This is a genomic window from Thiohalobacter sp. IOR34 (assembly GCF_030406045.1).
Classification (GTDB): domain Bacteria; phylum Pseudomonadota; class Gammaproteobacteria; order Thiohalobacterales; family Thiohalobacteraceae.
This window is the reverse complement of sequence record NZ_CP128988.1, coordinates 1,438,911-1,464,022: the sequence shown is the minus strand read 5'-3', so window position 1 is coordinate 1,464,022 and position 25,112 is coordinate 1,438,911. Positions and strand designations below refer to the sequence as shown.

The 25,112-nt window shown below is 65.4% G+C and carries 22 protein-coding genes; 10 read left to right on the top strand and 12 right to left on the bottom strand.

Translation table 11 applies throughout. The annotated features are described in order from the left end of the window. Positions 1-323 precede the first annotated feature (323 nt). The 3 genes from QVG61_RS06735 to QVG61_RS06725 are packed head-to-tail and all read left to right on the top strand — an operon-like array spanning position 324 to position 2,584. Positions 324-626, top strand: coding sequence for a hypothetical protein (locus QVG61_RS06735; RefSeq protein WP_289932645.1), 303 nt, complete (start codon positions 324-326; stop codon positions 624-626). A gap of 24 nt (positions 627-650) precedes the next feature. Continuing rightward, positions 651-1,697 (top strand): agmatine deiminase family protein, encoded by a 1,047-nt coding sequence (locus QVG61_RS06730; RefSeq protein WP_289932643.1) that lies wholly within the window; start codon positions 651-653, stop codon positions 1,695-1,697. A gap of 8 nt (positions 1,698-1,705) precedes the next feature. Further along, positions 1,706-2,584, top strand: a complete 879-nt coding sequence (locus tag QVG61_RS06725; protein ID WP_289932735.1) for a carbon-nitrogen hydrolase — start codon at positions 1,706-1,708, stop codon at positions 2,582-2,584. Between the two features lie 103 nt (positions 2,585-2,687). Here QVG61_RS06725 and bioA read toward each other — a convergent pair whose 3' ends face one another. Then, positions 2,688-4,013 (bottom strand): adenosylmethionine--8-amino-7-oxononanoate transaminase, encoded by a 1,326-nt coding sequence (gene bioA, locus QVG61_RS06720; RefSeq protein WP_289932642.1) that lies wholly within the window; start codon positions 4,011-4,013, stop codon positions 2,688-2,690. A 90-nt stretch (positions 4,014-4,103) separates the two neighbouring features. Between bioA and QVG61_RS06715 the strand changes: the two genes are divergently transcribed. Beyond that, a complete protein-coding gene (locus tag QVG61_RS06715) occupies positions 4,104-5,216 on the top strand; it encodes a 3-deoxy-7-phosphoheptulonate synthase (protein WP_289932639.1) in 1,113 nt (370 codons plus the stop codon). Between the two features lie 1,189 nt (positions 5,217-6,405). After that, positions 6,406-7,167: a PEP-CTERM sorting domain-containing protein gene (locus QVG61_RS06710; RefSeq protein ID WP_289932637.1), complete on the top strand. Its 762-nt coding sequence runs from the start codon at positions 6,406-6,408 to the stop codon at positions 7,165-7,167. A 43-nt stretch (positions 7,168-7,210) separates the two neighbouring features. On the opposite strand, the gene QVG61_RS06705 is transcribed toward QVG61_RS06710, so the two are convergent. Together QVG61_RS06705 and QVG61_RS06700 are read right to left on the bottom strand one after the other, a co-directional pair. After that, positions 7,211-8,554 carry a sigma 54-interacting transcriptional regulator gene (locus tag QVG61_RS06705; protein ID WP_289932635.1) on the bottom strand — a complete coding sequence of 448 codons (1,344 nt, stop codon included), beginning with the start codon at positions 8,552-8,554 and terminating at the stop codon, positions 7,211-7,213. A 104-nt stretch (positions 8,555-8,658) separates the two neighbouring features. After that, positions 8,659-9,930 carry an FAD/NAD(P)-binding oxidoreductase gene (locus tag QVG61_RS06700; RefSeq protein ID WP_289932634.1) on the bottom strand — a complete coding sequence of 424 codons (1,272 nt, stop codon included), beginning with the start codon at positions 9,928-9,930 and terminating at the stop codon, positions 8,659-8,661. Positions 9,931-10,049: 119 nt separating this feature from the next. On the opposite strand from QVG61_RS06700, the gene QVG61_RS06695 reads away from it, so the two are divergent. Then, positions 10,050-10,577 carry a DsrE family protein gene (locus QVG61_RS06695; RefSeq protein WP_289932632.1) on the top strand — a complete coding sequence of 176 codons (528 nt, stop codon included), beginning with the start codon at positions 10,050-10,052 and terminating at the stop codon, positions 10,575-10,577. On the opposite strand, the gene QVG61_RS06690 is transcribed toward QVG61_RS06695, so the two are convergent. Together QVG61_RS06690 and QVG61_RS06685 are read right to left on the bottom strand one after the other, a co-directional pair. Beyond that, entirely contained in the window at positions 10,553-12,862 is a 2,310-nt protein-coding gene (locus QVG61_RS06690) for an MMPL family transporter (RefSeq protein WP_289932631.1), read from the bottom strand. The genes QVG61_RS06695 and QVG61_RS06690 overlap by 25 nt on opposite strands. Continuing rightward, on the bottom strand, positions 12,859-13,494 hold the full coding sequence (locus QVG61_RS06685; protein WP_289932628.1) for a TetR/AcrR family transcriptional regulator: 636 nt from the start codon (positions 13,492-13,494) through the stop codon (positions 12,859-12,861). Before QVG61_RS06685 ends, QVG61_RS06690 begins: the two co-directional genes overlap by 4 nt. Positions 13,495-13,702: 208 nt before the next feature. On the opposite strand from QVG61_RS06685, the gene QVG61_RS06680 reads away from it, so the two are divergent. The 4 genes from QVG61_RS06680 (at position 13,703) to QVG61_RS06665 (ending at position 19,365) form a co-directional block, all read left to right on the top strand. Next, positions 13,703-14,131 carry a hypothetical protein gene (locus tag QVG61_RS06680; protein WP_289932627.1) on the top strand — a complete coding sequence of 143 codons (429 nt, stop codon included), beginning with the start codon at positions 13,703-13,705 and terminating at the stop codon, positions 14,129-14,131. Between the two features lie 160 nt (positions 14,132-14,291). Continuing rightward, positions 14,292-14,783: a DsrE/DsrF/DrsH-like family protein gene (locus tag QVG61_RS06675; protein ID WP_289932734.1), complete on the top strand. Its 492-nt coding sequence runs from the start codon at positions 14,292-14,294 to the stop codon at positions 14,781-14,783. Between the two features lie 132 nt (positions 14,784-14,915). Continuing rightward, on the top strand, positions 14,916-18,404 hold the full coding sequence (gene mfd / locus QVG61_RS06670; RefSeq protein WP_289932625.1) for a transcription-repair coupling factor: 3,489 nt from the start codon (positions 14,916-14,918) through the stop codon (positions 18,402-18,404). Positions 18,405-18,465: 61 nt separating this feature from the next. Beyond that, complete coding sequence (locus QVG61_RS06665) at positions 18,466-19,365, top strand: CsiV family protein (RefSeq protein WP_289932622.1); 900 nt, start codon at positions 18,466-18,468, stop codon at positions 19,363-19,365. Between the two features lie 236 nt (positions 19,366-19,601). Here QVG61_RS06665 and QVG61_RS06660 read toward each other — a convergent pair whose 3' ends face one another. The 7 genes from QVG61_RS06660 to nagZ all read right to left on the bottom strand — a co-directional run bounded on the left by QVG61_RS06660 (position 19,602) and on the right by nagZ (position 25,093). Beyond that, on the bottom strand, positions 19,602-20,054 hold the full coding sequence (locus tag QVG61_RS06660; RefSeq protein WP_289932619.1) for a ligand-binding protein SH3: 453 nt from the start codon (positions 20,052-20,054) through the stop codon (positions 19,602-19,604). A 147-nt stretch (positions 20,055-20,201) separates the two neighbouring features. After that, positions 20,202-20,963: an S-methyl-5'-thioinosine phosphorylase gene (locus QVG61_RS06655; RefSeq protein ID WP_289932617.1), complete on the bottom strand. Its 762-nt coding sequence runs from the start codon at positions 20,961-20,963 to the stop codon at positions 20,202-20,204. An 18-nt stretch (positions 20,964-20,981) separates the two neighbouring features. After that, a complete protein-coding gene (locus QVG61_RS06650) occupies positions 20,982-21,536 on the bottom strand; it encodes a hypoxanthine-guanine phosphoribosyltransferase (protein WP_289932615.1) in 555 nt (184 codons plus the stop codon). A 17-nt stretch (positions 21,537-21,553) separates the two neighbouring features. Further along, positions 21,554-21,922, bottom strand: a complete 369-nt coding sequence (locus QVG61_RS06645; protein WP_289932613.1) for a peroxiredoxin — start codon at positions 21,920-21,922, stop codon at positions 21,554-21,556. Further along, positions 21,923-22,861 carry a patatin-like phospholipase RssA gene (rssA, locus tag QVG61_RS06640; protein ID WP_289932612.1) on the bottom strand — a complete coding sequence of 313 codons (939 nt, stop codon included), beginning with the start codon at positions 22,859-22,861 and terminating at the stop codon, positions 21,923-21,925. A gap of 14 nt (positions 22,862-22,875) precedes the next feature. Then, the gene (locus QVG61_RS06635; RefSeq protein ID WP_289932611.1) at positions 22,876-24,021 is read right to left on the bottom strand and encodes a mechanosensitive ion channel family protein; all 1,146 of its coding nucleotides are present in this window, start codon (positions 24,019-24,021) and stop codon (positions 22,876-22,878) included. Between the two features lie 25 nt (positions 24,022-24,046). Continuing rightward, a complete protein-coding gene (gene nagZ / locus QVG61_RS06630; RefSeq protein ID WP_354671194.1) occupies positions 24,047-25,093 on the bottom strand; it encodes a beta-N-acetylhexosaminidase in 1,047 nt (348 codons plus the stop codon). Between the last annotated feature and the right edge of the window lie 19 nt (positions 25,094-25,112).

The following is a 25,112-nucleotide window of genomic DNA, read 5'->3' as shown; positions in this document are numbered from 1 at the left end:
TACTAAGACAAACGATAACAAAGCCTCATTCAGAGCTTGCCAGGCGCCCCGGATCAAGGCGTGCCCCGCAGGGAATGGCCCGCCCTTGCCAAGGGGTACAACGCAGAGCCGGGGCGCCTGGCAAGCTCCCTGCGGGCGGGCCTCTGGACGGCCATCCGCAGGTTGCCATGGCTTGACAGGGAATCACCCTGCCGGCGCCATTGCGCCTTGCGGGCTGATCGTCCAGAGACCCGCTGAATGAGGCTTTGTTATCGTTTGTCTTAGTATAAATGGATGTTATAGTTGACAAAACCCATGGAGCCGAGGGCTCAAAGGAGACCGGAATGATCCTGCGCAGACTGTTTCTGGCCAGCGCCCTGCTGCTGGCCGCCCTACCCGGGGCCCGGGCCGAGGTTCTGATCATCGACGCCCTCAAGTCGGAACCGCCGAACAGCCCCGCCGGGCTGGAACGGCCACGCAGTGGTCAGACCATGGAGGCCGTACGCGCCCGCTTCGGTGAACCGCAGCAGATCCTTGGGCCGGTCGGGGAGCCTCCCATCACCCGCTGGGTATACCAGGATTTCACCGTCTATTTCGAGGGCTCGCGGGTCATCCACAGCGTGCTCCACCGCCCCCATGCCCCCTGACCCCTGCCCTCTCCGCCCGCCGCGATGACGCGCCGACTCCCCGCCGAGTGGTCACCCCAGGACGGGGTCCTGCTGACCTGGCCACATCCGCATTCGGACTGGGCGCCGCGACTGGCCGAGGTCGAGGCAATCTACCTGGCCCTGGCGCGGGCCATCGCTGCCCATGAGACCTTGGTGGTGTGCTGCTATGACGAAGCACACCGGGCCCATGTCGCCGATCATCTGCTCGAGGCCGATGTCGACCTGCGCCGGGTGCGGCTGCACTGCGTGGCCAGCGACGATACCTGGGTGCGCGACTACGGGCCGCTTTGCGTGCTGGAGGACGGCCGTCCCCGGCTGCTGGATTTCATCTTCAACGGCTGGGGCGGCAAGTATCCCTCGGAACTCGACACCCTGGTGACCGCCGGTCTGCACGCCGCCGGTGCCTTTGGCGAGACGCCGCGCGAAGCCCAGCCCCTGGTCCTGGAGGGTGGCGCCATCGACACCGATGGCGAAGGCAGCCTGCTGACCACCGAGCGCTGCCTGCTCGATCCACATCGTAATCCGGATCTCGACCGTGCCGGGCTGGAGCGGGAACTGCGCAGCCGGCTCGGCGTCGAGCGCATCCTCTGGCTGCGGCACGGCTGGCTGGAGGGTGACGATACCGACGGCCATGTCGACATGCTGGCCCGCTTCTGTGCCCTGGACTGCATCGCCCATGCGATCTGCGAGGACCCGGACGACCCGCACTACGAGCCCCTGCAGGCGATGGCCGGGGAACTGGCAGCGCTGCGCCGCAGCGACGGCTCGGGCTATCGCCTGGTGCCCCTGCCCCTGCCGGCCCCCGTTCATGACAGCGACGGTCGCCGGCTGCCGGCCAGTTATGCCAATTTCCTGATCATCAACGACGCCGTGTTGGTGCCGGCCTATGGCGATGCCAACGATGCCGTGGCAGTCGAACGTCTGGCCGAGGTCTTTCCCGGTCGCGAGATCCATGCCATCGACAGCCGGCCGCTGATCGTCCAGGCCGGTGGCCTGCACTGCGCCAGCATGCAGCTGCCGCAGGGTGTGCTCGGGGAGGAGGCAGCTTGAGCCGGCCGCTGCGTCTCGCCGCCCTGCAGCAGGCCCGCGACAGCGACGATCGCGAGGCCAATCTGGCGCGCTGTCTGGCTGGGATACGTCAGGCTGCCGAGGCCGGTGCCCGCCTGGTGCTGCTGCCGGAGCTGCACAACAGCCGTTATTTCTGCCAGACCGAGGATCCGGCCTGCTTCGACATTGCCGAGCCGATCCCCGGTCCGAGCAGTGAGGCACTGGCCGCCCTCGCCCGCGAGCTGGGGGTGGTGATCGTCGCTTCGCTGTTCGAGCGTCGTGCCGCCGGCCTCTACCACAACACCGCCGTGGTGCTGGACGCCGATGGGAGGCTCGCCGGACGCTACCGCAAGATGCACATCCCGGACGACCCCGGCTATTACGAGAAGTACTATTTCACGCCGGGCGATCTTGGGTTTACGCCGATCGATACGGCCGTCGGCCGGCTCGGCGTGCTGGTCTGCTGGGATCAGTGGTACCCGGAAGCAGCACGGCTGATGGCCCTGGCCGGCGCCGAGCTGCTGCTCTATCCCACGGCCATCGGCTGGGATCCGGCCGACGACGCTGCCGAGCAGGCGCGCCAGCGCGATGCCTGGCTGACCGTGCAACGCGGCCACGCCATCGCCAACGGCCTGCCAGTCGCGGCCTGCAACCGCACCGGCTTCGAGCCCGATCCTTCAGGTCGCGGCGATGGCATCCACTTCTGGGGTTCGAGTTTCGTCGCCGGACCCCAGGGCGAGCTGCTGGCCGAGGCGACCGTGGAGCAGGAACAGCTGCTGCTCGCCGATCTGGACCTGGCGCGCAGCGAGACGGTACGCCGCATCTGGCCCTATCTGCGCGACCGGCGCATCGATGCCTATGGGGATCTGCTGAAGCGTTTCCGGGATTGAGCGCGGCGCAACGCTCCGCATCGCGACCTGGCGATCGCTCCTACCCCGTATCTCCTGACTCCTGAATTCTGAATTCTGGCTTCTGAATTCTGGCTTCTAACTCCTAGCTTCTAACTCCTGCCTCCCCCACCACCTCGCAGATCGCCGCCGTGAGGCGGGCGAGTTCCTCCTTGCTGATCACATAAGGCGGCATGACATAGACCAGATTGCGAAACGGCCGCACCCAGACGCCACGCTCGACGAACTGCGCCGGCATGCGTTGCATGTCCACGGGCCGATTCAGTTCCACCACCCCGATCGCCCCCAGCACGCGCACCTCATGCACCCCTGGCAGCTCCCTGCAGGGGGCGAGCCCGGCCTCCAGGGCCGCTTCGATGGCCTTGACCCGCTGTTGCCAGTCTTGCGCCAGCAACAGGTCGATGCTCGCGCTCGCCACGGCACAGGCGAGCGGATTGGCCATGAAAGTGGGTCCGTGCATGAACAGGCCAGGGTCGGCATCGCTGATGCCATGGGCGACCCGGCGCGTCGCCAGGGTCGCGGCCAGGGTCATATAGCCACCCGTGAGCGCCTTGCCGACGCACATGATGTCCGGCGCCACACCGGCGTGCTCGGCGGCGAACAGCCGGCCGGTGCGGCCAAAGCCGGTGGCGATCTCGTCGAAGATCAGCAGGACGTCGGCCTGGTCGCAGAGCAGGCGGACCTGACGCAGGTATTCCGGACAATAGAAGCGCATGCCGCCGGCGCCCTGCACGATGGGCTCCAGGATCACCGCCGCCACCTCGTGGGCATTGTGTTCCAGCTGCCGCTGCAGCTCCTGGATCTCCTGCCCGGACCAATCTTCGTCCCGGCGGCAGTTCGGCGCCGGCACGAAGCACTGCCTGGGCAGGATGCCGGTGAAGATCTGATGCATGCCGCCCACGGGATCGCAGACCGACATGGCGGCAAAAGTGTCGCCGTGATAGCCGGAGCGGATGGTGAGCAGTTTCTGCCGCTGGGTCTGGCCCTGGGCATACCAGTACTGGATGGCCATCTTGATGGCGACCTCGACGGACACCGAACCGGAATCGGCAAAAAAGACATGCTGCAGGGGGGGCGGGGTGAGGTCGATCAACCGCGCCGCCAGTTCGGCGGCGGGCCGGTGGGTCAGCCCCCCGAACATGACGTGGGCCATGTCGTCGAGCTGTTCGCGCAGGGCCTGGTTGAGCAGCGGGTGGTTGTAGCCGTGGATGACCGACCACCAGCTGGCCATGCCGTCGATCAGCTCGCGGCCGTCTTCGAGGTGGATGTGCGCACCCTGGGCCGAGGCCACCGGGAAGGCGGTGACCGGTGTGGTCATGGAACTGTAGGGATGCCAGATGTGCTCACGGTCGAAGGCCTGCCAGTCGGCGCGCAGCGCGGCGCCGGCGGCCCCCGGATAACGCTTCGGCATGGTTGCTGACCGTCTGCGGCTGGGGAGAATAGTCTCGCTGATGCGGGCATAGTATAACCCTCGCCATCCCCCACCGACAGGACAGATGCCATGCTGCTGATACTCGAACCCAACACCGACCTCGACAGCGAGGGCCACCGCCAGCTGATGGACTACCTGGCGCGCTTGCCGAACATCGAGGCCCGCATCCACCAGGTGCACGGTGCCGAACAGACCCTGACCGAGGTCTATCTGGTGGGTGACACCTCCGCCCTGTCGATCGCCGACATGCAGGCCCTGCCCACCGTGGAGCAGGTGGTGCGCATCTCCGAGGAATACCGCATCCTCGGCCGCCACGATCCCCGGCAGGCCTCGCTCGAATTCGTCTACAACGGGGTGCGCTTCAGCCAGGACGAGCTGCACGTGTTCGCCGGGCTGTGTGCGGTGGACACGCCGCAGCACGTCGAGCTGATGATGCGCGCGTTGCAGGAACAGGGACAGGTCTGCACCCGGATGGGGGCCTACAAGCCGCGCACCAGCCCCTATTCCTTCCAGGGCCACGGCAAGGCCTGTCTGCCCTGGGTCTTCGAACTGGCCGGCAAGTACGGCATCCGGGTGATCGCCATGGAGGTCACCCACGAGAGCCATATCAGGGAGATCCGCGAAGCCCTGCAGGCCACCGGCAATCCGACCGGCGTGATGCTGCAGATCGGCACCCGCAATACCCAGAACTTCGAGCTGTTGAAGGCGGTCGGCCGCGAGCCCGAGATGCCGGTGCTGCTCAAGCGCGGTTTCGGCATCACCCTGGAGGAATCGCTCAATGCGGCGGAATACCTGGCCAGCGAGGGCAACAGCCGGGTGGTCTTCGGCCTGCGCGGCATGAAGAGCAACATGGGCGACCCGCACCGCAACTTCGTCGATTTCGCCCAGGTGCCTGTGGTGCGGCGCCTGACCCGGATGCCGGTGTGCATCGATCCCTCGCACTCGGTCGGCAGCCGCGACCGCGCCCCGGACGGCCTGCTGGACGTCATGCACGTCACCGCCCAGGGCGTGATCGCCGGGGCCAACATGGTCCTGGTGGATTTTCACCCGGCACCGGAGAAGGCCTTGGTCGACGGCCCCCAGGCGCTGCACTTGGACGAGTTGGCACCCTTTCTGCAGGACGTAAGCGTGGCGCGAGAAGCCTATCTCAGGCGCGTGGCCCTGCAGCAGGGGAAGTGCTGAACGGCGGTCTGACGCCACCACGGCGAAACCACCTGTCAACGGTTTCACCTCCTCCAACCCTGGCCTCTACAGGCGGCTCCGGCCGCCTTCTTTTTTGCCTGTCATGTCATGACCGGTCAGGACATGGCAGGGCATTTTCAGCCGGGCAGTGCACCGCGCGATGGCATCACAGGCTGGGCGACTCGATGCCGACAGCCCAAGGATTCCAAGAAGTTCGCCTGTGACTGCTTACAATCTATCATGCCATCGAATTCAAGAAACAAACACAACCATATGATATTTAGATGGAATTTTGTTGTGGAATATGTCATGCCAAGCCCGGATATTGCACCAAGGCGGCGCGCATGACCGGCGTGCAGGCTGGCAAATGGATCGGGAACTCGTAACCCGGCTTTGTGTCTGTTCGATTGATTCCGGGCATTGCCCGCCGTGGACCCCCCGATCGCGGCCTGGAGGCCGCTCCTACAAAACAAGAGGTTCCGCCCTACCCTGTAGGAGCGGCGTCCACGCCGCGATTTTGGTGGCAATCCCCATCACGGCCTGGAGGCCGCTCCTACGGGGCATGGCGGCACAATGTGTTGGCGTAGGAGCGGTCTCCAGGCCGCGATCGGGGCGCAAGGGGTACCGCGCCATCCTGCCACCTTGGCCCACGGAGCCTGCCTTGACGCAATATCCGGGCTAGGAGTCTGCCGGATTTGGGCAATCATAGTGAGCATGGTGGGAGAGCGAGCACGAATCTTCACGATTTCGAGGCGCACAGCGGGACTGCGCAACGAGAAATCGGGGTGATTCGCACCGCCCTCCCACCCGCGCTGTAGATCAGTCCTGAATCCGACAGACTCCCAGACTGGCGATTTCCCTTCGGTCTCTCCCGTTCCCGTTCCAGCCGCTCTGTGGATCTTTGGCCCGGGTCTGCCGGGCCTGGTCGGTGTGGCCAGACGTCGCAAGGCCCCGTAACCCGGCCTGGCTGTTTCGCTTCACGGCGGCTGCTTCGGCCGCCGTTTTTTTGCCTGGGCCGTCAGCCGGACTGGATAGGCCGTCAGCATTTTTTACATTCCCGGCAAAGCTTGGCGAGAGAGAAAAATAATACTCAACACATACAGCGGGTTGGAAATCCTGGTACCAAAGTTGCCTCGATGAGAAATCGGGAAGGTTTTTAGTCAGGATTAAGTTTTCAAGGAGAAGAACAATGCCCTATTCCAGGACCATCCTCGCCGCTGGCCTGTTTGCGCTGAGCGTCCCCCCTCTTGCCATCGCTGTACCCATCAACGTGGATCTCAGCAACTGGACAGTGGAGGGAAGCAACTCGAACTGGGTCGTCGCCGCGGACAAGAATTCCGTTACCCAGACCATCAATGGTTCGCCCACCGTCTTTTACAGCGATTTCCTTGGGCAGGGCAAAGCCCTGTCGGGAAAGATCCGTGTCAATACGTCCGGCGACGATGACTACATCGGCTTTGTATTGGGTTTCCAGCCCGGCGATCTCAGTGCCGCGAGCACGGATTTCATTCTCATCGACTGGAAGCAGGGGGATCAGGGCTACTATAATTGCACCGCCTTGGCCGGCCTCGCCATATCCCGGGTGACGGCGGGCCTGCCCGACAATGCCGACAGCTGGTGCCATAGCGGCACGGTGCAGGAGCTGCAACGCGGCAAGACCCTGGGGTCGACGGGCTGGTCGGATCTGACCGAATACGCCTTCGATCTGATCTTTACCGCCAGCAACATCCAGGTTGCGGTCAATGGCAAGACCGAACTGAACATCAATGGCAGCTTTGGCAACGGCCGCTTCGGGTTCTACAACTATTCCCAGGGCGACGTCACCTATTCGGCCATCCAGGAACGCGTCGCTCCGCCGCCGACCGGAAAGGTGCCCGAACCGGGGATCCTGGCGCTCCTGTCCGGTGCACTGCTGGGCCTGGGGATCACGCGTCGCCGCCGCGAGGCCTGACGCGGTCTGTCCAGGCCCTGAGCCGGGCGAGGCCGGCGGCTGATCAGCCGGCCTCGGCCTGCTTCATGCGCCGGATGTAGCGGTACAGGGTGCGCTCGCTGACGCCGAGCAGCTCGGCGGCCCGCGCCCGGTGGCCCTGTGCCTGATTGAGCGCATGCAGCACCGCCTCCCCGCTCAGGCGGCCGCTGCGCCGGGACAGCAGCCGGATCGGGGTCTCGAAGACAGACAGGTCGGGTTTTCTCTCCTCCGGGCGTTCCAGCACGATGTGCTCCGGGCGGATGATGTCGTCACAGGCGAGGATGGCGGCACGTTCTATGATGTTGCGCAGTTCGCGCACGTTGCCCGGATAATCGTAGTCGAGCAGGGTCTCGATGACCTCGGCGGACAGCGGGATATGTCGGTCGGCGTCCTCCATCTGGCTGAGAAAGTATTCCGCCAGGCGGGGGATGTCATCCTTGCGTTCCCGTAGTGGAGGCACCTGTACCGGGAAGGCCGACAGGCGGTAATAGAGATCCTGGCGGAACTGTCCCTCGGCCACCATGGCCTGCAGGTTGCGGTTGGTGGCGGCGATGATGCGCACGTCGACCGGGATGTACTCGGTGCCGCCGACGCGCCGGATCTGGCTGGTCTCCAGCGCGCGCAGCAGTTTGGTCTGCAGGGACAGCGGCAACTCACCGACCTCGTCGATGAACAGGGTGCCGCCGTCGGCGGCCTCGAACAGGCCCTTCTTGCGCTGGGTGGCGCCGGTGAAGGCGCCGCGCTCGTAGCCGAACAGCTCGCTCTCGATCAGGCTCTCGCCCAGCGCGCCGCAGTCGACCACCACGAAGTCGCGGTTGGCCCGCGTCGAATAGTGGTGGACATACTTGGCCACCTGTTCCTTGCCGGAGCCGCTCTCCCCGGTCAGCAGCACCGTGGTCTGGGTCGGCGCCACCCGCTGCAACAGGCTGGCCATGCGGAACAGGGGCTGGGATCGCCCGACCAGCAGGGCATCGTTGTCGACGTCGTGGGTTACCACCTTGAAGATGCTCTCGCCGATGTAGCGGACCTCGCCCGACTCGTCCAGCAGCGGGCTGGCATGCAACTGCACGTACTCCTCCTTGCCGTTGTTGTCGTAGTGGACGTGCATCACCTGGGTCGAGTGTTTGCGTTCCAGCACATCCTCCAGCGGACAGTGCTCACCGTTCTCGCTGCAGGGCACGCTGGAATGGTGCGAAACCTCGTGGCAACGCCGGCCGACCAGTTCGCCGATCTCCACGCCGTAACGGGCCCGATAGGCCCGGTTGGCGGCGACGATCTGGTAGTCACGATCGATGACGACGAAGGGATCGGGAATGATGTCGATGATCTGTTCGCAGGTTGGCTTGAGGGGATCGGCGATCTTGCTCATGGCGCGGCCTCCGTGGGCATGGGTGACAGGCAGTGACATGACGTCACTGCCATACTGTCACCTTTCTGTCAGAGTGTCAATGTCACTGACGCCTGGCAGTCCCTTCAGAGGAGCTTGGTGATGCCTAGGGCCTTGAGCACATACTTCTCGTAGATGGGTTCGGTCGAACCGCGCTTCATCTTGGAAAGGAAGTACTTCTCGAAGGCCACCTTGGCATAGTGGACCCACTTGCCCTTCTTCATCCAGGAGGTGTTGCGCGGCGGAATCTGCGGCATGGCAACGAAAGCGACGCCCGTGTCACCCATGTCGGCCAGACAGATGGCGTTCCAGGTGGCCTTTTCGTCGACGGGCTTGGATTCCAGGTCGTTCTTGATATTGTGGGCAACCGCGGCCACCATGGATTCGATCATGTAGCCGGTCTTCGGCGTCCCGGTCGGCACGGGCGTGGCCTCCACCGGCGGGATGGCGATGCAAACGCCCACGGCATAGATGTTGTGCCACTTGGGATTGCGCTGGTATTCGTCGACCTTGACGAACCCCCGCGGATTGACGAGATCTTCGCCGACATTGTTGACCGCATCCACTCCCTTGAAGGCCGGCAGCATCATGGAGTAGGCAAAGGGCAGCTCGTGCTCCTTGATGGGCTCACCCTCGGCATTGTGTTCGGTGACGAACATCTTGCCTGCCTCGACCCGGCTGACCTTGGCGTTGGTGATCCACTTGATGTGCTTGTTGCGAAGCTCGGATTCCATCATGCCCTTGGAGTCGCCCACCCCGCCGAGGCCCAGATGACCGATGTACGGTTCCGAGGTGACGAAGGTCATGGGTACCTTGTCGCGGATCTTGCGCTTGCGCAGGTCGGCATCCATGATGAAGGCGAACTCGTAGGCGGGACCGAAACAGGACGCGCCCTGCACCGCACCGACCACGATAGGCCCTGGATTTTCAACGAATTCCTTCCACACCTCATAGGCCGACTCGGCATGTGGCAGGGTGCAGATGGACTGGGTGTGGCCTTGTGGCCCCAGACCCTCGACCTCCTCGAAGGCCAGCTTCGGGCCGGTGGCGATCACCAGGTAGTCGTAGTCCAGCACCGTGCCGTCGTTCAGGACCACCTGATTGTCGTCCGGCTTGATCTCGGTGACCGGCATGGGAATGAAGTCGATGTTCTTCTTCTTCAGATAGGGTTCGATGGGAAAGGTCACGTCACTCCGGTCGCGCCAGCCGACGGCCACCCAGGGATTGGAAGGCACGAAACTGAACAGTTCCGACTGGTTGAGCACGGTGATCCTGTGCTCCGGGCCGACTTCTGCACGGATGTCGTAGGCTGCCGGCATGCCGCCGGTGCTGGCGCCGATGATGATGATGTGGGCCATGTCGTCGTCTCCTCTCGATGTTGTACAGGATGTTTCTGACTCTATTGAGCAGGTTCCGTGCCAACCCTTCGGCTCACGCGACGCGGACTGCGGTCTATAGTATAGACATGGAGGTCGTCATGCCCCTGCGCCGCGCTGCCGTGCCCCTGCTCTGCCTGCTGCTGGCTGCCCTGCCCCAGGCCCCGGCGGCAGAAGCCGAGGGCGCCCGTTTCGTGCAGACCCCCTACGTCCCGCAGCAGGTGCTGTTCGAGTTCTATTTCGACACGCCAGACGAGATCAACGCCGCCCTCTACTGGATCCGCTCGCTGATCAATCCACTCATGGAGAGCCCCTACGACATCGCCCCGGAGATGCTCGACATCAAGGTCGTCGTCCACGGAACGGAGATCGTGGCCCTGGCGAAGAAGAACGAGGCACGCTACCGGACGGCGGTGCAGCGCATGCGCTACTACAGCCAGCTGGGGGTGGAGTTCCGGGTCTGTGCCTTGGCCGCCGCGGATTTCGGCTACCAGCGGGAAGATTTTCAGGATTTCGTGCTGCTGGTGCCCTCGGCGATGACCGATCTGGCCCACTGGCAGCAGCAGGGCTATGCCCTGATCACGCCGCGCATCCTGGAGAAGCGCTACCGCCTGGAGGAGATCCGCTGAGGGTTGCGGTCCAGCCGCATCAGCAACGGCGGCAGCAGGAGGAAGTCGGCCAGCAGGGCGAGCAGGATGGTGATGGCGGTGAGCAGCCCCATGCCGGCATTCAGCTCGAAGGCGGAACGGGACAGCACCAGGAAGCCCGCTGCCAGCACGAATGTGGTCACCCACAGGGCCCGGCCCACGGTGTGGAAGGCATAGCGCACGGCATCCGGGCTGGACAGGCCACGCTCCCGGCGGGCACGCAGATACTTGCTCAGGAAATGCACGGTGTCATCGACCACGATGCCCAGGGTCATGCTGGTCACGATCGACAGCGCCAGCCCGACCCGCCCCACCAGCAGGCCCCACAGTCCGAAGGCCATGGCCGCAGGCACCAGGTTGGGGATCAGGCTGATCAGGCCGATGCGCAGCGAACGCAGCGCGAAGATCAGGATCATGGAGATCAGCACCAGGGCGACGCTGGTGCCGATCAGCATGGCGCGGATGTTGCGCTGGCCGATATGGGCGAACATGATCGACGGGCTGGCACCGTCGGTGCGCAGCGCCGGGGCGTGTTCGCGGAACCAGTCCTGCACCCGCTCCTCCAGCGCCAGCAACTGGTGGGTCGACAGGCTCTGCAGGGTGACGGTGAGCTGGGTGGCCGACTTGTCGACGTTGATCTGGTTGTTGAGATCCAGCCCATAGGGCAGCGACATCTCGTACAGCAGCAGATACTGGGCCGCCAGCTCGCGCTGTCCCGGCACCCGGTACCAGGCCGGGTCGTCCCCATGCAGGTTCATGTTGAGCCGCTTCATGGTGTCACTCAGGGTGTTGACGTGGATCACCTCGGGCTGGGCACGCAACCAGTTGGAGAGGGCCTCCAGTTTCTGCAGATAGTCCGGTTCGCTGATGCCCCCCGGGCCGGCGGCGGGGATGGAATAGCTGATGGTGTAGATGCCGGTCAGGTGCTGGGTGGCGAAGTCGGTGGAACGGCGGAAGTCGACACTGCGGTCGAAGTAGTTGACGAATTCATCGTTCAGTTCGTTGCGCGGCACCATGAGCACCAGCCCCAATACCAGCAGGCCCATGCCCCACAGCAGGGGGCGGCGCCGGGCAATGACGAACTCGGCCAGCCGGTCGATGGCCTCGCTGCCCTCGGTGGACGGCAGCGACCGCACCCGCACCGGGAGCACCACCATCAGCGCGGGCAGCAGTGTCACCGAATAGACGAAGGCCGCAGCCACACCCATGGCGACGATGTTGCCCAGATCGCGGAACGGCGGGGCATCGGAGAAGTTCATGCTCATGAAGCCGATCGCCGTGGTCAGGCTGGTGAGAAAGATCGGCTGGAAGTTGATGCGCAGGCTCTCCAGCATCGCTGCCTGCCGGTCCATGCCGTAGCGCAGGTTGTGCAGGAAGCTGACCAGCAGGTGGACGCAGTCGGCCACCGCCAGGGTGGCGATGATGGTCGGGGCGGTGGCCGAGGGCGGGGTCAGGGCGATGCCCAGCCAGCCGGTCAGGCCCATGGCGGTGACGATCGCCAGCACGATGACCAGGAAGGTGACCAGGGTCGCGCTCAGCGAGCGCAGCAGCAGCAGCAGGGCAACGAAGATCACCCCGAACATGATCGGCACCAGTCCGCTCATGTCGCGCCGCGTCTCCTCCGAGAAGGCGTTGTTCATGAGGATCATGCCGGTCAGGTAGACGTCGATCTCCGGGTAGCGTTGCTCGAGTTCGGCGGCCAGGCGGCGGGCATAGGCGACCGTTTCGGGCACCTCGTGGATGGTGTCGATCTCCGGCAGCTGGATGGTCACGTTGACCCCGGTGACGTCGCCACTGGCGGAGACCAGGCGCCGCAGCAACTGGGGCTCGTTCAGGGCCACCTCGCGGATCGCGGCGATCCGGGTGTCGTCCAGGGAGGCGGCGCCCTGGACCAGATCCTCGACCACCAGCTCGTCCTCGCCACCGGCATGACTGTATTGGAAGTTGCTGATCGAATCGACGCGGATCGAATAGGGCATCTGCCAGGCCGACTCGGTCAGCCATTCGACGGCGGCCAGGGTCTCGCGAGTGAACACATCGCCTGAACGGGGCGCCAGCACGAAGAGCACGTTGTCGTTCTTGGTGTAGGTGTCCTGCAGGTTCTCGAAGGCCCGCAGCTGGGGGTTCTCCTGACTGAAGAAGACCCGGTAGTCGTTGGTGAAGTGCAGTCGTCCCGCGCCCCAGCCGGCCAGCAGCGCGGCTGCCAGCACGCTCAGCAGCAGCGGCCAGCGCCAGCGCAGCAACCAGGCGGCGAGATCCCGGCTCATTGCCCGGCCTCCGCGCTGAGGAAACGCAGGTATTGCAGCAGGCCCCCGCTGCAGTCGCGCAGCAGTTCCAGGCTCTGCGCACTCTTGGACAGGCCGATGCAACCGGAAAGGGCGGCGATGATGAAGGTCGCGAGCTGGCCGGTGTCGACCTCGCTGCGCAGCTGGCCCCGTTCCCGGGCCAGGGCGAGTGCGGCCTCGATGCCGCTTTCCCAGGCGCTGTAGACCTCGTCGAGACGGGTGCGGAATCCCTCGTCCAGGGGCGACATCTCCTGGGCAAGATTGTTGAGCGGACAGCCGTAGGTCACCAGCTGTTCGCCACCGAGTTCTTCCAGATGCTCGACGTTATAGATCAGTCGTTGCAACGGGTTCTCTGCCGTCAGCAGCGGTTCCAGCCAGATCCTGTGGATCTGCTCGGCGATCACCTCCTCGACCACGGCATAGCCGAGCGCCCGCTTGTTGGGGAAATGGTGGTAGAGCGCCCCCTTGGTCAGGCCGGTGGCGGCCACGATGTCGTCCAGCCGGGTGCCTTGAAAACCGTGACGGTAGATCTCGCCAAAGGCGGCCTCGAGGATGGCCTTGCGGGTTCGATCCGGGTCGCGCCCGGCCTTGCTGGATCTGGCTTCTAATATCATTGTTCTGCCGCGGCGACTGACCGCCCTCCGGGGTGGGTCTCGATCCCCGCCGTCGCCCTCCCTGCGGCGGAGTTAAAAATGTTTATAATACAGGAAATTATGCTCTTATTCCATGATAAGCTTGACTTTCCCGGCCGACAACGGCTATTTTACATACCAACTGGTTTGTTTTCATCCCTGGCAGGACAAATCATACGGAGATTGCCGGATGACCACCACAACCCTCACCCAGGCTGCGCCTTCTGACCGGACAGCCATCGGCAGCACGCCCTTCGAGATCGATTTCCTTGGCCGAAGCATCCGTGTGGAATTCACCAGCCGGGCCAGGATGGCGGCCCAGCAGCTGACCACCCCGCTGCAGATCGAGATGGAACTCTATTTCAGTTGCCTGGTACGCAAGGCGGTCCGTTTCCGCACCGCGGACCAGACCTCGCAAGCCGAGCTGCCACCGGTAGCAATCGCCCCGAACATCGATCTCTATTTCCGGCCGGTGGTCACCGAGGAATGCCGGGTCAATGAGGTCGACGGCGCCCCGCCCGTGAAGACCATGCCGGCGGCGCGCCCTGAAGCGCTGATCCCGCACTGGCTGCACATCGATTACCGTGCCGGCACCTGGCTGGGTGAATTCGGCTACTGAGCGGTCCCGACAGCCCCTGGATCGCCCCTCCCCCACAGAGAACCCAAGGAGACGCCCCATGACTGACTCCCCTGAACAACTGGATCAGTGGCTGAACGAGAAGCTGGACGAACTGTTGCCGCAGAAGCTCGAGGCGATCGAGGAGAGCCGGACGCCGAGCATGGCGATCATTGCCACCAAGGGCACGCTGGACTGGGCCTATCCGCCCTTCATTCTGGCCTCGACGGCGGCGGCGCTGGGCTGGGAGACCAGTGTGTTCTTCACCTTCTACGGTCTGCTGCTGCTGAAGAAGAAGATCGAGGCCAAGGTGAGCCCGCTGGGCAATCCGGCGATGCCGATGAAGATGCCCTTTGGACCGAAGTGGTTCCAGGACATCAACTGGCCGATGCCGAACCTGATCATGGCGGGTATTCCGGGTTTCGAGTCGGTGGCCACGACGCTGATGAAGAAGACCTTCAAGAACAAGGGCGTGGCGACGGTGGAGGAGCTGCGCGAGCTGTGCATCGAGGCCGAGGTGAAGATGGTGGCCTGCCAGATGACGGTGGACGTGTTCGGCTTCAGCACCGACGAGTTCATCGACGGTGTGGACTACGTCGGCGCCACCTACTTCCTGCCGGTCGCCAAGGACTCGGACGTCTGCCTGTTCATCTGAGGCCGAGCGCCCCCGATCGAAAGCCCGTGCCCGGCACGGGCTTTTTTTGTTTCCGGGCCGGGCTGTGGGAAAATGCACCTCCCATGCAGCCCGCCTGCCCAGCTCCCAGTTGACACCGGCCACCGAAACTTCATGAGTACAGCCCGCTCCTCTTCACAGCCCGCGGCCCGGCAGGCCACGCTGCAGGACCCGCTTCGCCCCGAGCTGCCCGGCCCGCGGCAACGACGCCAGTGGGGGCAGCTCTACGGCGATGCCGCCGCCCTGGCCATTGCCGCCGCGGCCGAGAGCCATCCCGGACCGGTGGTGGTGGTCACGGCCGATGCCCGGGAGGTGGACCAGATGGTGCAGCAGCTGGCCTATTTCTCCGGCAAGGCGCTGCCGCTGCTGGCCTTCCCGGACTGGGAGACGCTGCCCTACGACGCCTTCTCGCCCCATCAGGACATCCTCTCGCAGCGCATCGAGACCCTCTACCGCCTGCCCGAGCTGAAGCGCGGTCTGCTGGTGCTGCCGGCGGCGACCCTGCTGCAACGTCTGCCACCGCGCAGCTATCTCAGCGGCAGCAGCCTGATGGTCGAGGTCGGCGAACGGCTGGATATCGAGGCCATGCGCCGGCGCTTCGAACAGGCCGGCTACGGGTGCGTCTCCCAGGTCATGGAACATGGCGAGTTCGCGGTGCGCGGCTCGCTGTTCGACATCTATCCCATGGGCGCGGCCCTGCCCTTCCGCATCGACCTGTTCGATGACGAGGTGGAAAGCATCCGCACCTTCGACCCGGAGACCCAGCGCTCGATCGAGAAGGTGGCTGCCATCCACATGCTGCCGGCACGCGAGTATCCCTTTGACGAGGAGGCCATCGGCCGCTTCCGTCAGGCCTGGCGCTCCCGTTTCGAGGGCGATCCGCAGCACAGCCTGGTGTATCGCGACGTCAGTGGTGGCATCACCCCCGGCGGCATCGAGTACTATCTGCCGCTGTTCTTCGAACAGACCGAGACCTTTGCCGATTACCTGCCGGAGGAGACGCTGCTGGTCCGCCTGCCCGGCGCAGACGAGGCCGCCGAGGCCTTCTGGAAGGACCTCGGCGAGCGTTACGAACAACGCCGTCACGACCGTGAACGCCCCCTCCTGCCGCCGCAGGAGCTGTTCCTGGAGCCCGGCGAACTGGCCCGGCAGCTCGCTGCCCTGGCCCGGATCGACGTCACCCGCTTCGAGCACAGCAGCCCCGACGCGGAACGTCACAACTATGCCAGCAGCGCCCTGCCCGACCTCGCCTTCCAGGCCCGCAGCCCCCGACCCGCGGCCCGCCTCCGGGAATTCCTCGAGCGCTTTGCAGGGCGGACCCTGATAACGGCCGAGTCTGCCGGGCGGCGCGAGAGCCTGCGCGACGTGCTGCGCGACTATGGACTGAAGCCGCGTGACGTCGATGGCTGGCAGGACTTCCTCGCCAGTGAGGACGGCCTGGCGCTCGGTATCGCGCCCCTGGAACGCGGCCTGCAGCTGCCTGGCCACGGTATCGCCCTGGTCACCGAGACCCAGCTGTTCGGCCGGCGGGTGCAGCAGGCACGGCGGCGCAAGACGGCACGTGATGCAGAGAGCATCATCCGCGACCTCACCGATCTGGCGATCGGCGCCCCGGTGGTGCACGAGGACCACGGCGTGGGTCGCTACCTCGGCTTGCAGAAGCTGGAGGTGGGCAACAGCCTCACCGAGTTCCTGGCCCTGGAGTATGCCGGCGGCGACAAGCTCTATGTGCCGGTCGCCTCGCTGCACCTGATCAGCCGCTATACCGGCACCTCGCCGGAGGAGGCACCGCTCCACAAGCTGGGCAGCGAGCAGTGGGCACGGGCACGGCGCAAGGCGGCGGAACGGGTTCGCGACGTGGCCGCCGAACTGCTGGAGATCCAGGCCCGGCGCGCAGCGCGCAGCGGCCATGCCTTCGAGATCCACACCGAGGAATACCGCCAGTTTGCGGCCGCCTTCCCCTTCGAGGAGACGCCGGACCAGGCCCAGGCCATCGAGGCGGTGCTGGCCGACCTGGCCGCCCCCCAGCCCATGGATCGGGTGGTCTGCGGTGACGTCGGCTTCGGCAAGACCGAGGTCGCCATGCGCGCCGCCTTCGTCGCCGCCAGCGGCGGCCGCCAGGTGGCGGTGCTGGTGCCCACCACCCTGCTCGCCCAGCAGCACTTTCAGAATTTCCGCGACCGCATGGCGGACTGGCCGCTGCGCATCGAGGTGCTGTCGCGCTTCGCTGGTGGCAGGCAGCAGCAGGCGGTGATCGAGGGGCTGGCCGAGGGCAGCGTGGACATCGTCATCGGCACCCACAAGCTGCTCCAGGAAGGTATCCGTTTCAAGAATCTCGGCCTGGTGATCATCGATGAGGAACACCGCTTCGGGGTGCGGCAGAAGGAGCGCTTCAAGGCATTGCGCGCCGAGGTCGACCTGCTGACCCTGACCGCCACACCCATCCCGCGCACCCTCAACATGTCGCTGGCCGGGTTGCGTGACCTGTCGATCATCGCCACCCCACCGGCCCAGCGGCTGGCCATCAAGACCTTCGTCTGTGAGTGGGACAAGGCCACCATCCGTGAGGCCTGCCTGCGTGAGATCAAGCGCGGCGGCCAGGTGTATTTCCTGCACAACCAGGTGGAGTCCATCGAGCGCATCGCCCGCGAACTGGGCGAACTGCTGCCGGAGGCGAGCATTGCCATCGGTCATGGCCAGATGCGAGAGCGCGAGCTGGAGCAGGTGATGCTCGACTTCTACCACCGCCGCTTCAACCTGCTGGTCTGCACCACCATCATCGAGAGCGGCATCGATGTGCCGACTGCCAACACCATCCTCATCAACCGTGCCGACAAGCTTGGCCTGGCCCAGCTGCATCAGTTGCGCGGCCGGGTCGGCCGTTCGCATCATCGCGCCTATGCCTACCTGATCGTGCCGCCGCGCCGCGCCATGACCGCCGACGCCATCAAGCGCCTGGAGGCCGTCGAGTCACTGGAGGAACTCGGCGCCGGTTTCTCGCTGGCCACCCACGACCTGGAGATCCGTGGCGCCGGGGAGCTGCTCGGCGACGAGCAGAGCGGACAGATCCAGGAGATCGGCTTCAGTCTCTACAGCGAACTGCTGGAGCGGGCCGTCAAGTCGCTCAAGGCCGGCGGCGAGCCGCAGCTCGACCGGCCGCTGGACCACGGCGCCGAGATCGAACTGGGTATACCCGCCCTGATCCCGGACGACTACCTGCCGGACGTGCACGCCCGGCTGATCCTCTACAAGCGCATCGCCAGTGCGGCCACGGCGGAGGCACTGCGTGAACTGCAGGTGGAAATGATCGATCGCTTCGGCCTGCTGCCGGAGGCGGTCAAGAACCTGTTTGCCGTCACCGCCCTCAAATTGCGCGCCCTGCCGCTAGGCATTCGCAAGATCGACGCCGGGGAACGCGCAGGGCGCATCCGCTTCAGTGAGACGCCGGCCATCGATCCGGCGCGCATCGTTCAACTGATCCAGACCCAGCCACAGGCGTTCAGCCTCTCGGGCGCCGACAGCCTGCGTTTCTTTGCCGAGATGCTGGATGCCGAGACCCGGCTGGCTGCCGTCGGCCGGGTGCTGGACGCCTTGCAGGAATGAGCCGGGCTGGTATGTTGTTACCCGTCTCAACCACCCATAGCTGCCCCCGGGGGGCTTGCCGATGAACAACAGATGCCGTCTTGCCGCCCGCCTGTTGCTGGCCGTTTCGTTCTGCCTCCTCGCGGCGGCCCCGGCCAGCGCGGCAGAGGACTGGTATGACGTCGAGCTGGTGGTGTTTGCCGTCCAGCAGGCCGACGATGGCGAGGAGGTCTGGCCACCGTTGACCGAGTTGCCGGCGCTGGAGGCGGCCGTACCACTGGGTGATGATCCGCAACTGAGGCCGCTGCCCGCAGAGCGACTGCGGCTCGGTGCCGTCATCGCCGCCCTGCAGCGTTCCCGGCTCTACCAGCCCCTGTTGCACTGGGGCTGGCGGCAGCCCGGCTGGAGACGTGAGGAGGCCCGCTGGATCCGCCTCGAGGTGCCGATGGATGCCCCCCTGCCCATGCCTCAACCCATGCCAGCTTCGATCGATCCGGTGGCGGATACCCAGCCGGATGATGCGGCAACAGATGACAGCCTTGGGCCAGCCGCCGAGCCGCAACCGCTCGAGAGCCAGGCCGCCGAGGCGGCAGCGCCGCCGGCCGACCGTCTGAGCGGCAGGCTGCGCATCAGTCGCGAACGCTACCTGCACGTGGACGCGGACCTGGTCTACCGCGAACAGATCTGGGAACCGCTGGCCGAGGCGGCGATCAGCGCCGACGAGACACTCACCCAGGGGCTGCCGGAGATCCTGCCCTTGCAGCCCGAGTTGCGCGAGGTGCGCATGCAACAGAGCCGCCGCATGCGCAGCGGCGAGCTGCACTACCTCGATCACCCCCGCTTCGGCGTGCTGGTGCGGGTTACGCCCTACGAACCGCCGGAAGTCCCGGCGGATGACGGGACGACCGGCGAGAGCAGCACCGCTGGCCCGTCTGCCACGCCGGAGGCAGCCCCAGGCGACAAAAGGCCAGGATCCACCTGAGCGCCTGAATCTGTTAACACCACGTCGATCGCGGCCTGGAGGCCGCTCCTACGGGCATGGCGGCACCCTGGTAGGAGCGGCCTCCAGGCCGCGATCGGGCGCCCCCGCGGGCCGCGCCTTGTCCCGCAACAGGCCTGAAGCCCTGAACACGGCATATTTAGTTGCCGGTTTAGTTGCCGGGTTAATAAAAAACCGGGCCTCGGGCCCGGTCTGGTTGGTCGCAGGGGTGAGCCGGCTCAGGCGGCCTGGTACTTCTCCTTGGCCTCACGTGCTGCCTCGGCCTGTTCGGGCGTGTAGGCCATGCCCGACCAGAGCATCTCGTAGGCGATCTCCTCGTTGCCGTTCTCACAGAGCTCCAGCACCCGCCTGAACAGCGGCTGGAAGGTGTCGCTGCGATGCGAGCGCTCGTGGTTCTCGAAGGTGTCCCAGAAGGTGACGATGAGTGCCTCCCGGTCCTTCAGCGGACTCTCCACGGCCTGGCCCACGGTGGAGCCTTCGTTGGAGACCATGCCCTTGTTGAGGCACACGAAGCCCCCGATGAAGCCGGTATCGGAATGGTAGGTCTTGACGTTCTCACACAGCTCCGCGACCCGCTCCTGCAGATCGTCGACCGTGTAGCCATGCTTGAGAATCACGCGGTTCACCGTCACTACGCCGTCGTGGGGAAATCCAGGTATCAGTCCAGTCATCTTCTTGTCCTCCTTGGTCGAGGAATCGTTTATCAACAAACGCTAATATACATTACCTGACTAAACTAGTCAAGTTCTTGGGCTGACATAATTTTCCTGGATAGTTTTATTATTTCAGTGAGTTATGAAGGGTTTCTATGACTATTCTCAGCAATGCAGGCCGGGCAAGCTGGGAATGACCGTCTCGAACAGTCGGCGGACGCGTTCCATGCCGGTATTCAGGTTCTGTTCGATCTCCTGCATGCTGATCTCGCCAACGCTGTCGCCGCGTCCCGCGGCATGGTTGGCGATCACGGCACAGGTCGCATAGCAGAGCCCCAGCTCGCGGGCCAGTGCCGCCTCCGGCATGCCGGTCATGCCGACCATGTCGCAGCCGTCGCGATGCATGCGGTCGATCTCGGCCGCCGTCTCCAGCCGTGGCCCCTGGGTGGCACCATAGGTGCCTTGCGGCATCGCCTGTATGCCGGCCTGGCGGGCACCGTCGATCAGTGCCTCGCGCAGCCCGGCGCAGTAGGGGGAGGTGAAATCGATGTGCCGGACCTCGCTGGCGTCATCACCATAGAAGGTCTGTTCTCGGCCATAGGTATAGTCGATGATCTGGTCGGGAAAGGCGAGATCCCCCGGTTTCAGATCGGGATCGATGCCGCCTACCGCAGCCACGGCAACCACCCGGCGTACACCGATGTGGTGCAGGGCCCAGAGGTTGGCGCGGTAGTTCACCCGGTGTGGCGGGATGGTGTGACCGGTGCCGTGGCGGGCCAGGAACACCACCTCGGTCCCGCAGAGGGTGCCGTGGGCCAGGGGACCGGATGGCTCCCCGTAGGGGGTGTGCAACACCTCGCGGTGCTCGATCTTCAGGTTCTTGAGCCGGGTCAGCCCGGTACCACCGATGATTGCCAGATCGGCCATATGGATCCCTTTTTCTGTTTAACCCGCCTTGACGGCATGGATGCCCGGCAGGTTGCGGTGATAATCGTGGTAATCCATGCCGCAGCCGAAGACGTAGCGGTCTTCCACTTCCAGACCGACGAAATCTGCGCAGACGTGGTCGGCGCAGCGATCATGACACTTGCGTACCAGCACGGCGCTGTAGACGGCGGCCGCGCCGGCCCGGCGGCAATCGTCGAGAATCGCCTCCAGGGTCAGCCCCTCGTCGAGGATGTCGTCCAGGATCAGCAGGGTGCGGCCACTGAGCGGCAGGGTCGGCCGGCAGAACCAGTGCAGCTCGCCGCCGCGCGTGCCGCCCCGGTAGCGGGTGGCATGCAGATAATCGAGCTGCAGGGGGAACTGCAGGCGGGGCAGCAGGCGGCCGGCGAATACCAGGCCACCGGTCATGACGCTGAGCACGATGGGGTTGCTGCCCGCCAGGCGGGCGCTGATCTCGCCAGCCAGCCGGTCGAGGGTGGCCTCGATCTCCGCCGGGCTGTAGAGCTGATCGGATTCGAGATAGACCTTCTGCGCCTCGGCAGCCGTGATGGACATGGACAGGAATCGCTCAATCAGTAGGTGAAAGTGACGGTATCTTCGTTCATGGCTTCGCTGATCAGATAGGCGGCGCCGACGGTCTCGCTGACCTCTTCCAGCAGCGAGTCACCGCACTGCTCCAGCGCCGTGGTACAGACCTTGAGCACGGCCCCGGCCTGCAGCGCATCGCACAGGTAGTCATAGGCGTTGCTGCCATCGCTACCCGGCACCTCCAGAGCGGCTGCCACGCCCCGACAGGCGAGACGCGCGGCGCGGCCGGTGAGAATCAGCTCGACCTCGTATTCCATGGCCGCGGCGATCCCCGCCTGGAACAGCACGGTGGCGACGCCCACGGCATCGGCCGGATCGGTATTGGCCATCACGATGATCAGCTTGTCTGCCATTCAGCTCTCTGCCAGTGCCTCGATCTGCTCCCGTGCCTGTTCCGCCGCACGGCGTCCTGCGGCCATGGCCTCGGCACCGCGATGGAACTCCATCAACCGGATGTCCCCCAGCCGTGGCGTGAGCAGCACGTCCGGCGGATCGCCGGCCATCCGCGCGCGGGTGATGCGGACCTGCATAATGTAAACGCTTTGGGTAATGACGTCGACCAGCGACGGCGCGCCATTGCCGCCGACAAGCTGGCTCCAGGGAACCGCCGAGTCGGCCAGCGCGGCACTGAACAGGCCACGCCAGTCACGCTGCTTGAGCAGCTCGGCGAGCTGCAGCTCAGCATTGCGGGACTCGGCCGGGGCCACGCCCTCGAAACGCTCCAGGCCACGGCGACGCAGGATGTCGGCATTGAGGTCGACGGCGATGATGCGGTCGGCGCCCAGGGCGCGGCACAGCGAGACCGGTACCGGATTGACCAGGCCACCGTCCACCAGCCAGCGGCCATCCACCTCGCTCGGCGTGAACAGTCCGGGCAGGGCGATGGAGGCGCGGATCGCGGTCAGCATCGAGCCCTCGGTCAGCCACTGTTCCTGGCCGCTGGCCAGCTCGGTGGCGATGGCGCCGAAGGGACGCGGCAGATCCTCGATCGCCCGGTCACTGAAATGGTCGCGGAAGAAGTCGATCAGCTTGCCGCCCTCGATCAAGCCGCCGGTGAAGCTGAGGTCGAGGTAGGAAAGGATGTCCTGCCACTTGAGGCGCAGCACCCAGTCTTCCAGGGCATCGAGCTGTTCGGTGACCTCGGCGGCACCGACGATGGAACCGATGGACGTGCCGCACACCACCTCGGGGACGATGCCCATCGACCTGAGATACTGCAATACGCCGATGTGGGCCCAGCCACGTGCCGAGCCGCCACCGAGGGCGATGCCGATGCGGGGCTTGCGTGGCATCCTGCTGACCTGCCTCACTCCTCGAACGGCATCGGCGGCAGCGGCTTGCCGGCGAAGGTGGGCTGCTCATCGACGTGAATGGGATCCGGCAGATGCAGGGTGCGGGTCGGAAAGGCGATCTCGGCACCGTGGCGGTCGATGATGGCGGCGATCTTCAGCAACACATCGTGCTTGATCTCGTGGTATTCGGTCCACACCGTGGTCTTGGTGAAGGTGTAGACGAAGAAATCCACCGACGAGGGGCCGAAGGCATTGAAGTTGACCATCAGCGTCTGGCTGCTGTCGATCGCCGGGTGATCGAGCAGCATCTGGCGCACGTCGCGGGTGATGGCATCCATGACATCGATGTCGGCGTAGCGGATGCCGATGGTCTCGTAGATGCGGCGGTGGGTCATGCGCTGCGGGTTCTCCACCGCGATGCTGGTGAACACCGAGTTGGGCACATAGATCGGTCGCTTGTCGAAGGTGCGGATGCGGGTCAGACGCCAGCCGATCTCCTCCACCGTGCCCTCGATGTCCCGGTCCGGGGAGCGGATCCAGTCGCCGACCTCGAACGGTCGGTCGAGATAGACCATCAGTCCACCGAAGAAGTTGGCCAGCAGATCCTTGGCGGCGAAGCCCACCGCGATGCCGCCGATACCGCCGAAGGCCAGCACGCCGGAGATGCTGAAACCCAGGGTCTGCAGGGCGACCAGCGCCGCGGTGATGATCACCGAGGCGCGCAGCACCTTGCTGATGGCATCGATGGTGGTGCGGTCGTAGTGCGCCTGCTGCGCCTCGTGGATGCGGATCAGGTTGTCCTGCACGTTGCGGATCAACCGGACCAGGAACCAGGCGAAGGTGGCGATCACGCCGATGTCGCGCAGCGGACCCACGGCGCTGAAGATGGGCGCCTCCGTCTCCTGGCGGACGATGTCGGCCGCAAAGGCCAGACCGAGGATCCAGATCAGCAGACCGAGCGGCCGCTGCAGGGCCTTGACCAGGGCATCGTCCCAGGGATTCTCGGTGACCTCGCGCAGCCGCCGATGGATGCGCCGCAACAGGCTCTTCTGCACGACATTCAGCAGCAGGGCGCCGAACACCACGATGAACACCTGGACGATCCAGGCATTGTCGCCGCTCCAGGCCTTGAGCGGTTCGAGGAGGGACTGCGGGTCCATGGGGTTCCTGTTCCGTTTCTTGTCGTTACATGTCCATGTCGAGCAGTGGGTCGACATCGTAGCCGCGTACCGCCTCAACCGCCTCACGCCAGGCACGCGAAGCGCGCAGCGTCTCCCAGTCGGTCTGGCCTCGGCCATGCATGCGCACCAGGCGCAGGTGGGCGGCCGGGTCGTCGTGCCCCTGCAGGGCGTCGAGAACCGCCTCGGCGGCCTGCGGCTGGTTGCAGACCAACACCATATCACAGCCTGCCGCCAGCGCCGCCTTCGCCCGCCGGACGGGATCGCCGGCGACCTCCGCGGCCACCATGCTCAGGTCGTCGCTGAAGATCACCCCCTGGAATCCCAGCTCATCACGCAACACCTCGCGCAGCCAGAAGGCCGAGAAACCGGCCGCCCGCGGATCGACCGCCTCGTACACCACATGAGCGGCCATCACCCCGGCCAGGCCCTGATGGATCAGGCGCTCGAAGGGCAACAGATCGGCCAGGCGGATGTCGGCGTAGCTGCGAGTATCGACCGGCAGCGCCAGGTGAGAATCCTCGCTCACCGCGCCATGCCCGGGGAAATGCTTGCCCACCGCCTGCATGCCGGCGCGCTGCATGCCGCGCTGGTAGGCGGCCGCCAGTTCGGCCACCGCCTCGGGCCGGCGATGGAAGGCCCGGTCGCCGATCACCGCCGAGCGGCCATAGGCCAGGTCGAGGACCGGGGCGAAGGAGAAGTCGACCCCTACCGCGCGCAGCTCGGCCGCCATCAGCCAGCCCGAGGTTTCCGCCAGGCGCAGTGCCGCACGCCGGTCCTGGTCGTAGGCCAGCCCCAGCTCGGCCACCGGCGGCAGGCGGGTGAAGCCGTCCCGGAAACGCTGCACCCGGCCGCCTTCCTGGTCCACCGCCACCAGCAGGTGCGGGTCGCGCAGCCGGTGGATGCTCTCGACCAGCGCCTGGAGCTGGCGCGGCGACTCGTAGTTGCGGCTGAAGAGGATGACCCCGCCGACCTCGGGCCGCAGCAGGCGTTCGCGCTCGGCCGCGGTCAATTCCGTGCCTTGCAGGTCGATCATCAGTGGGCCGAGCACCATGCGTCTTCTCCGTTCCGTC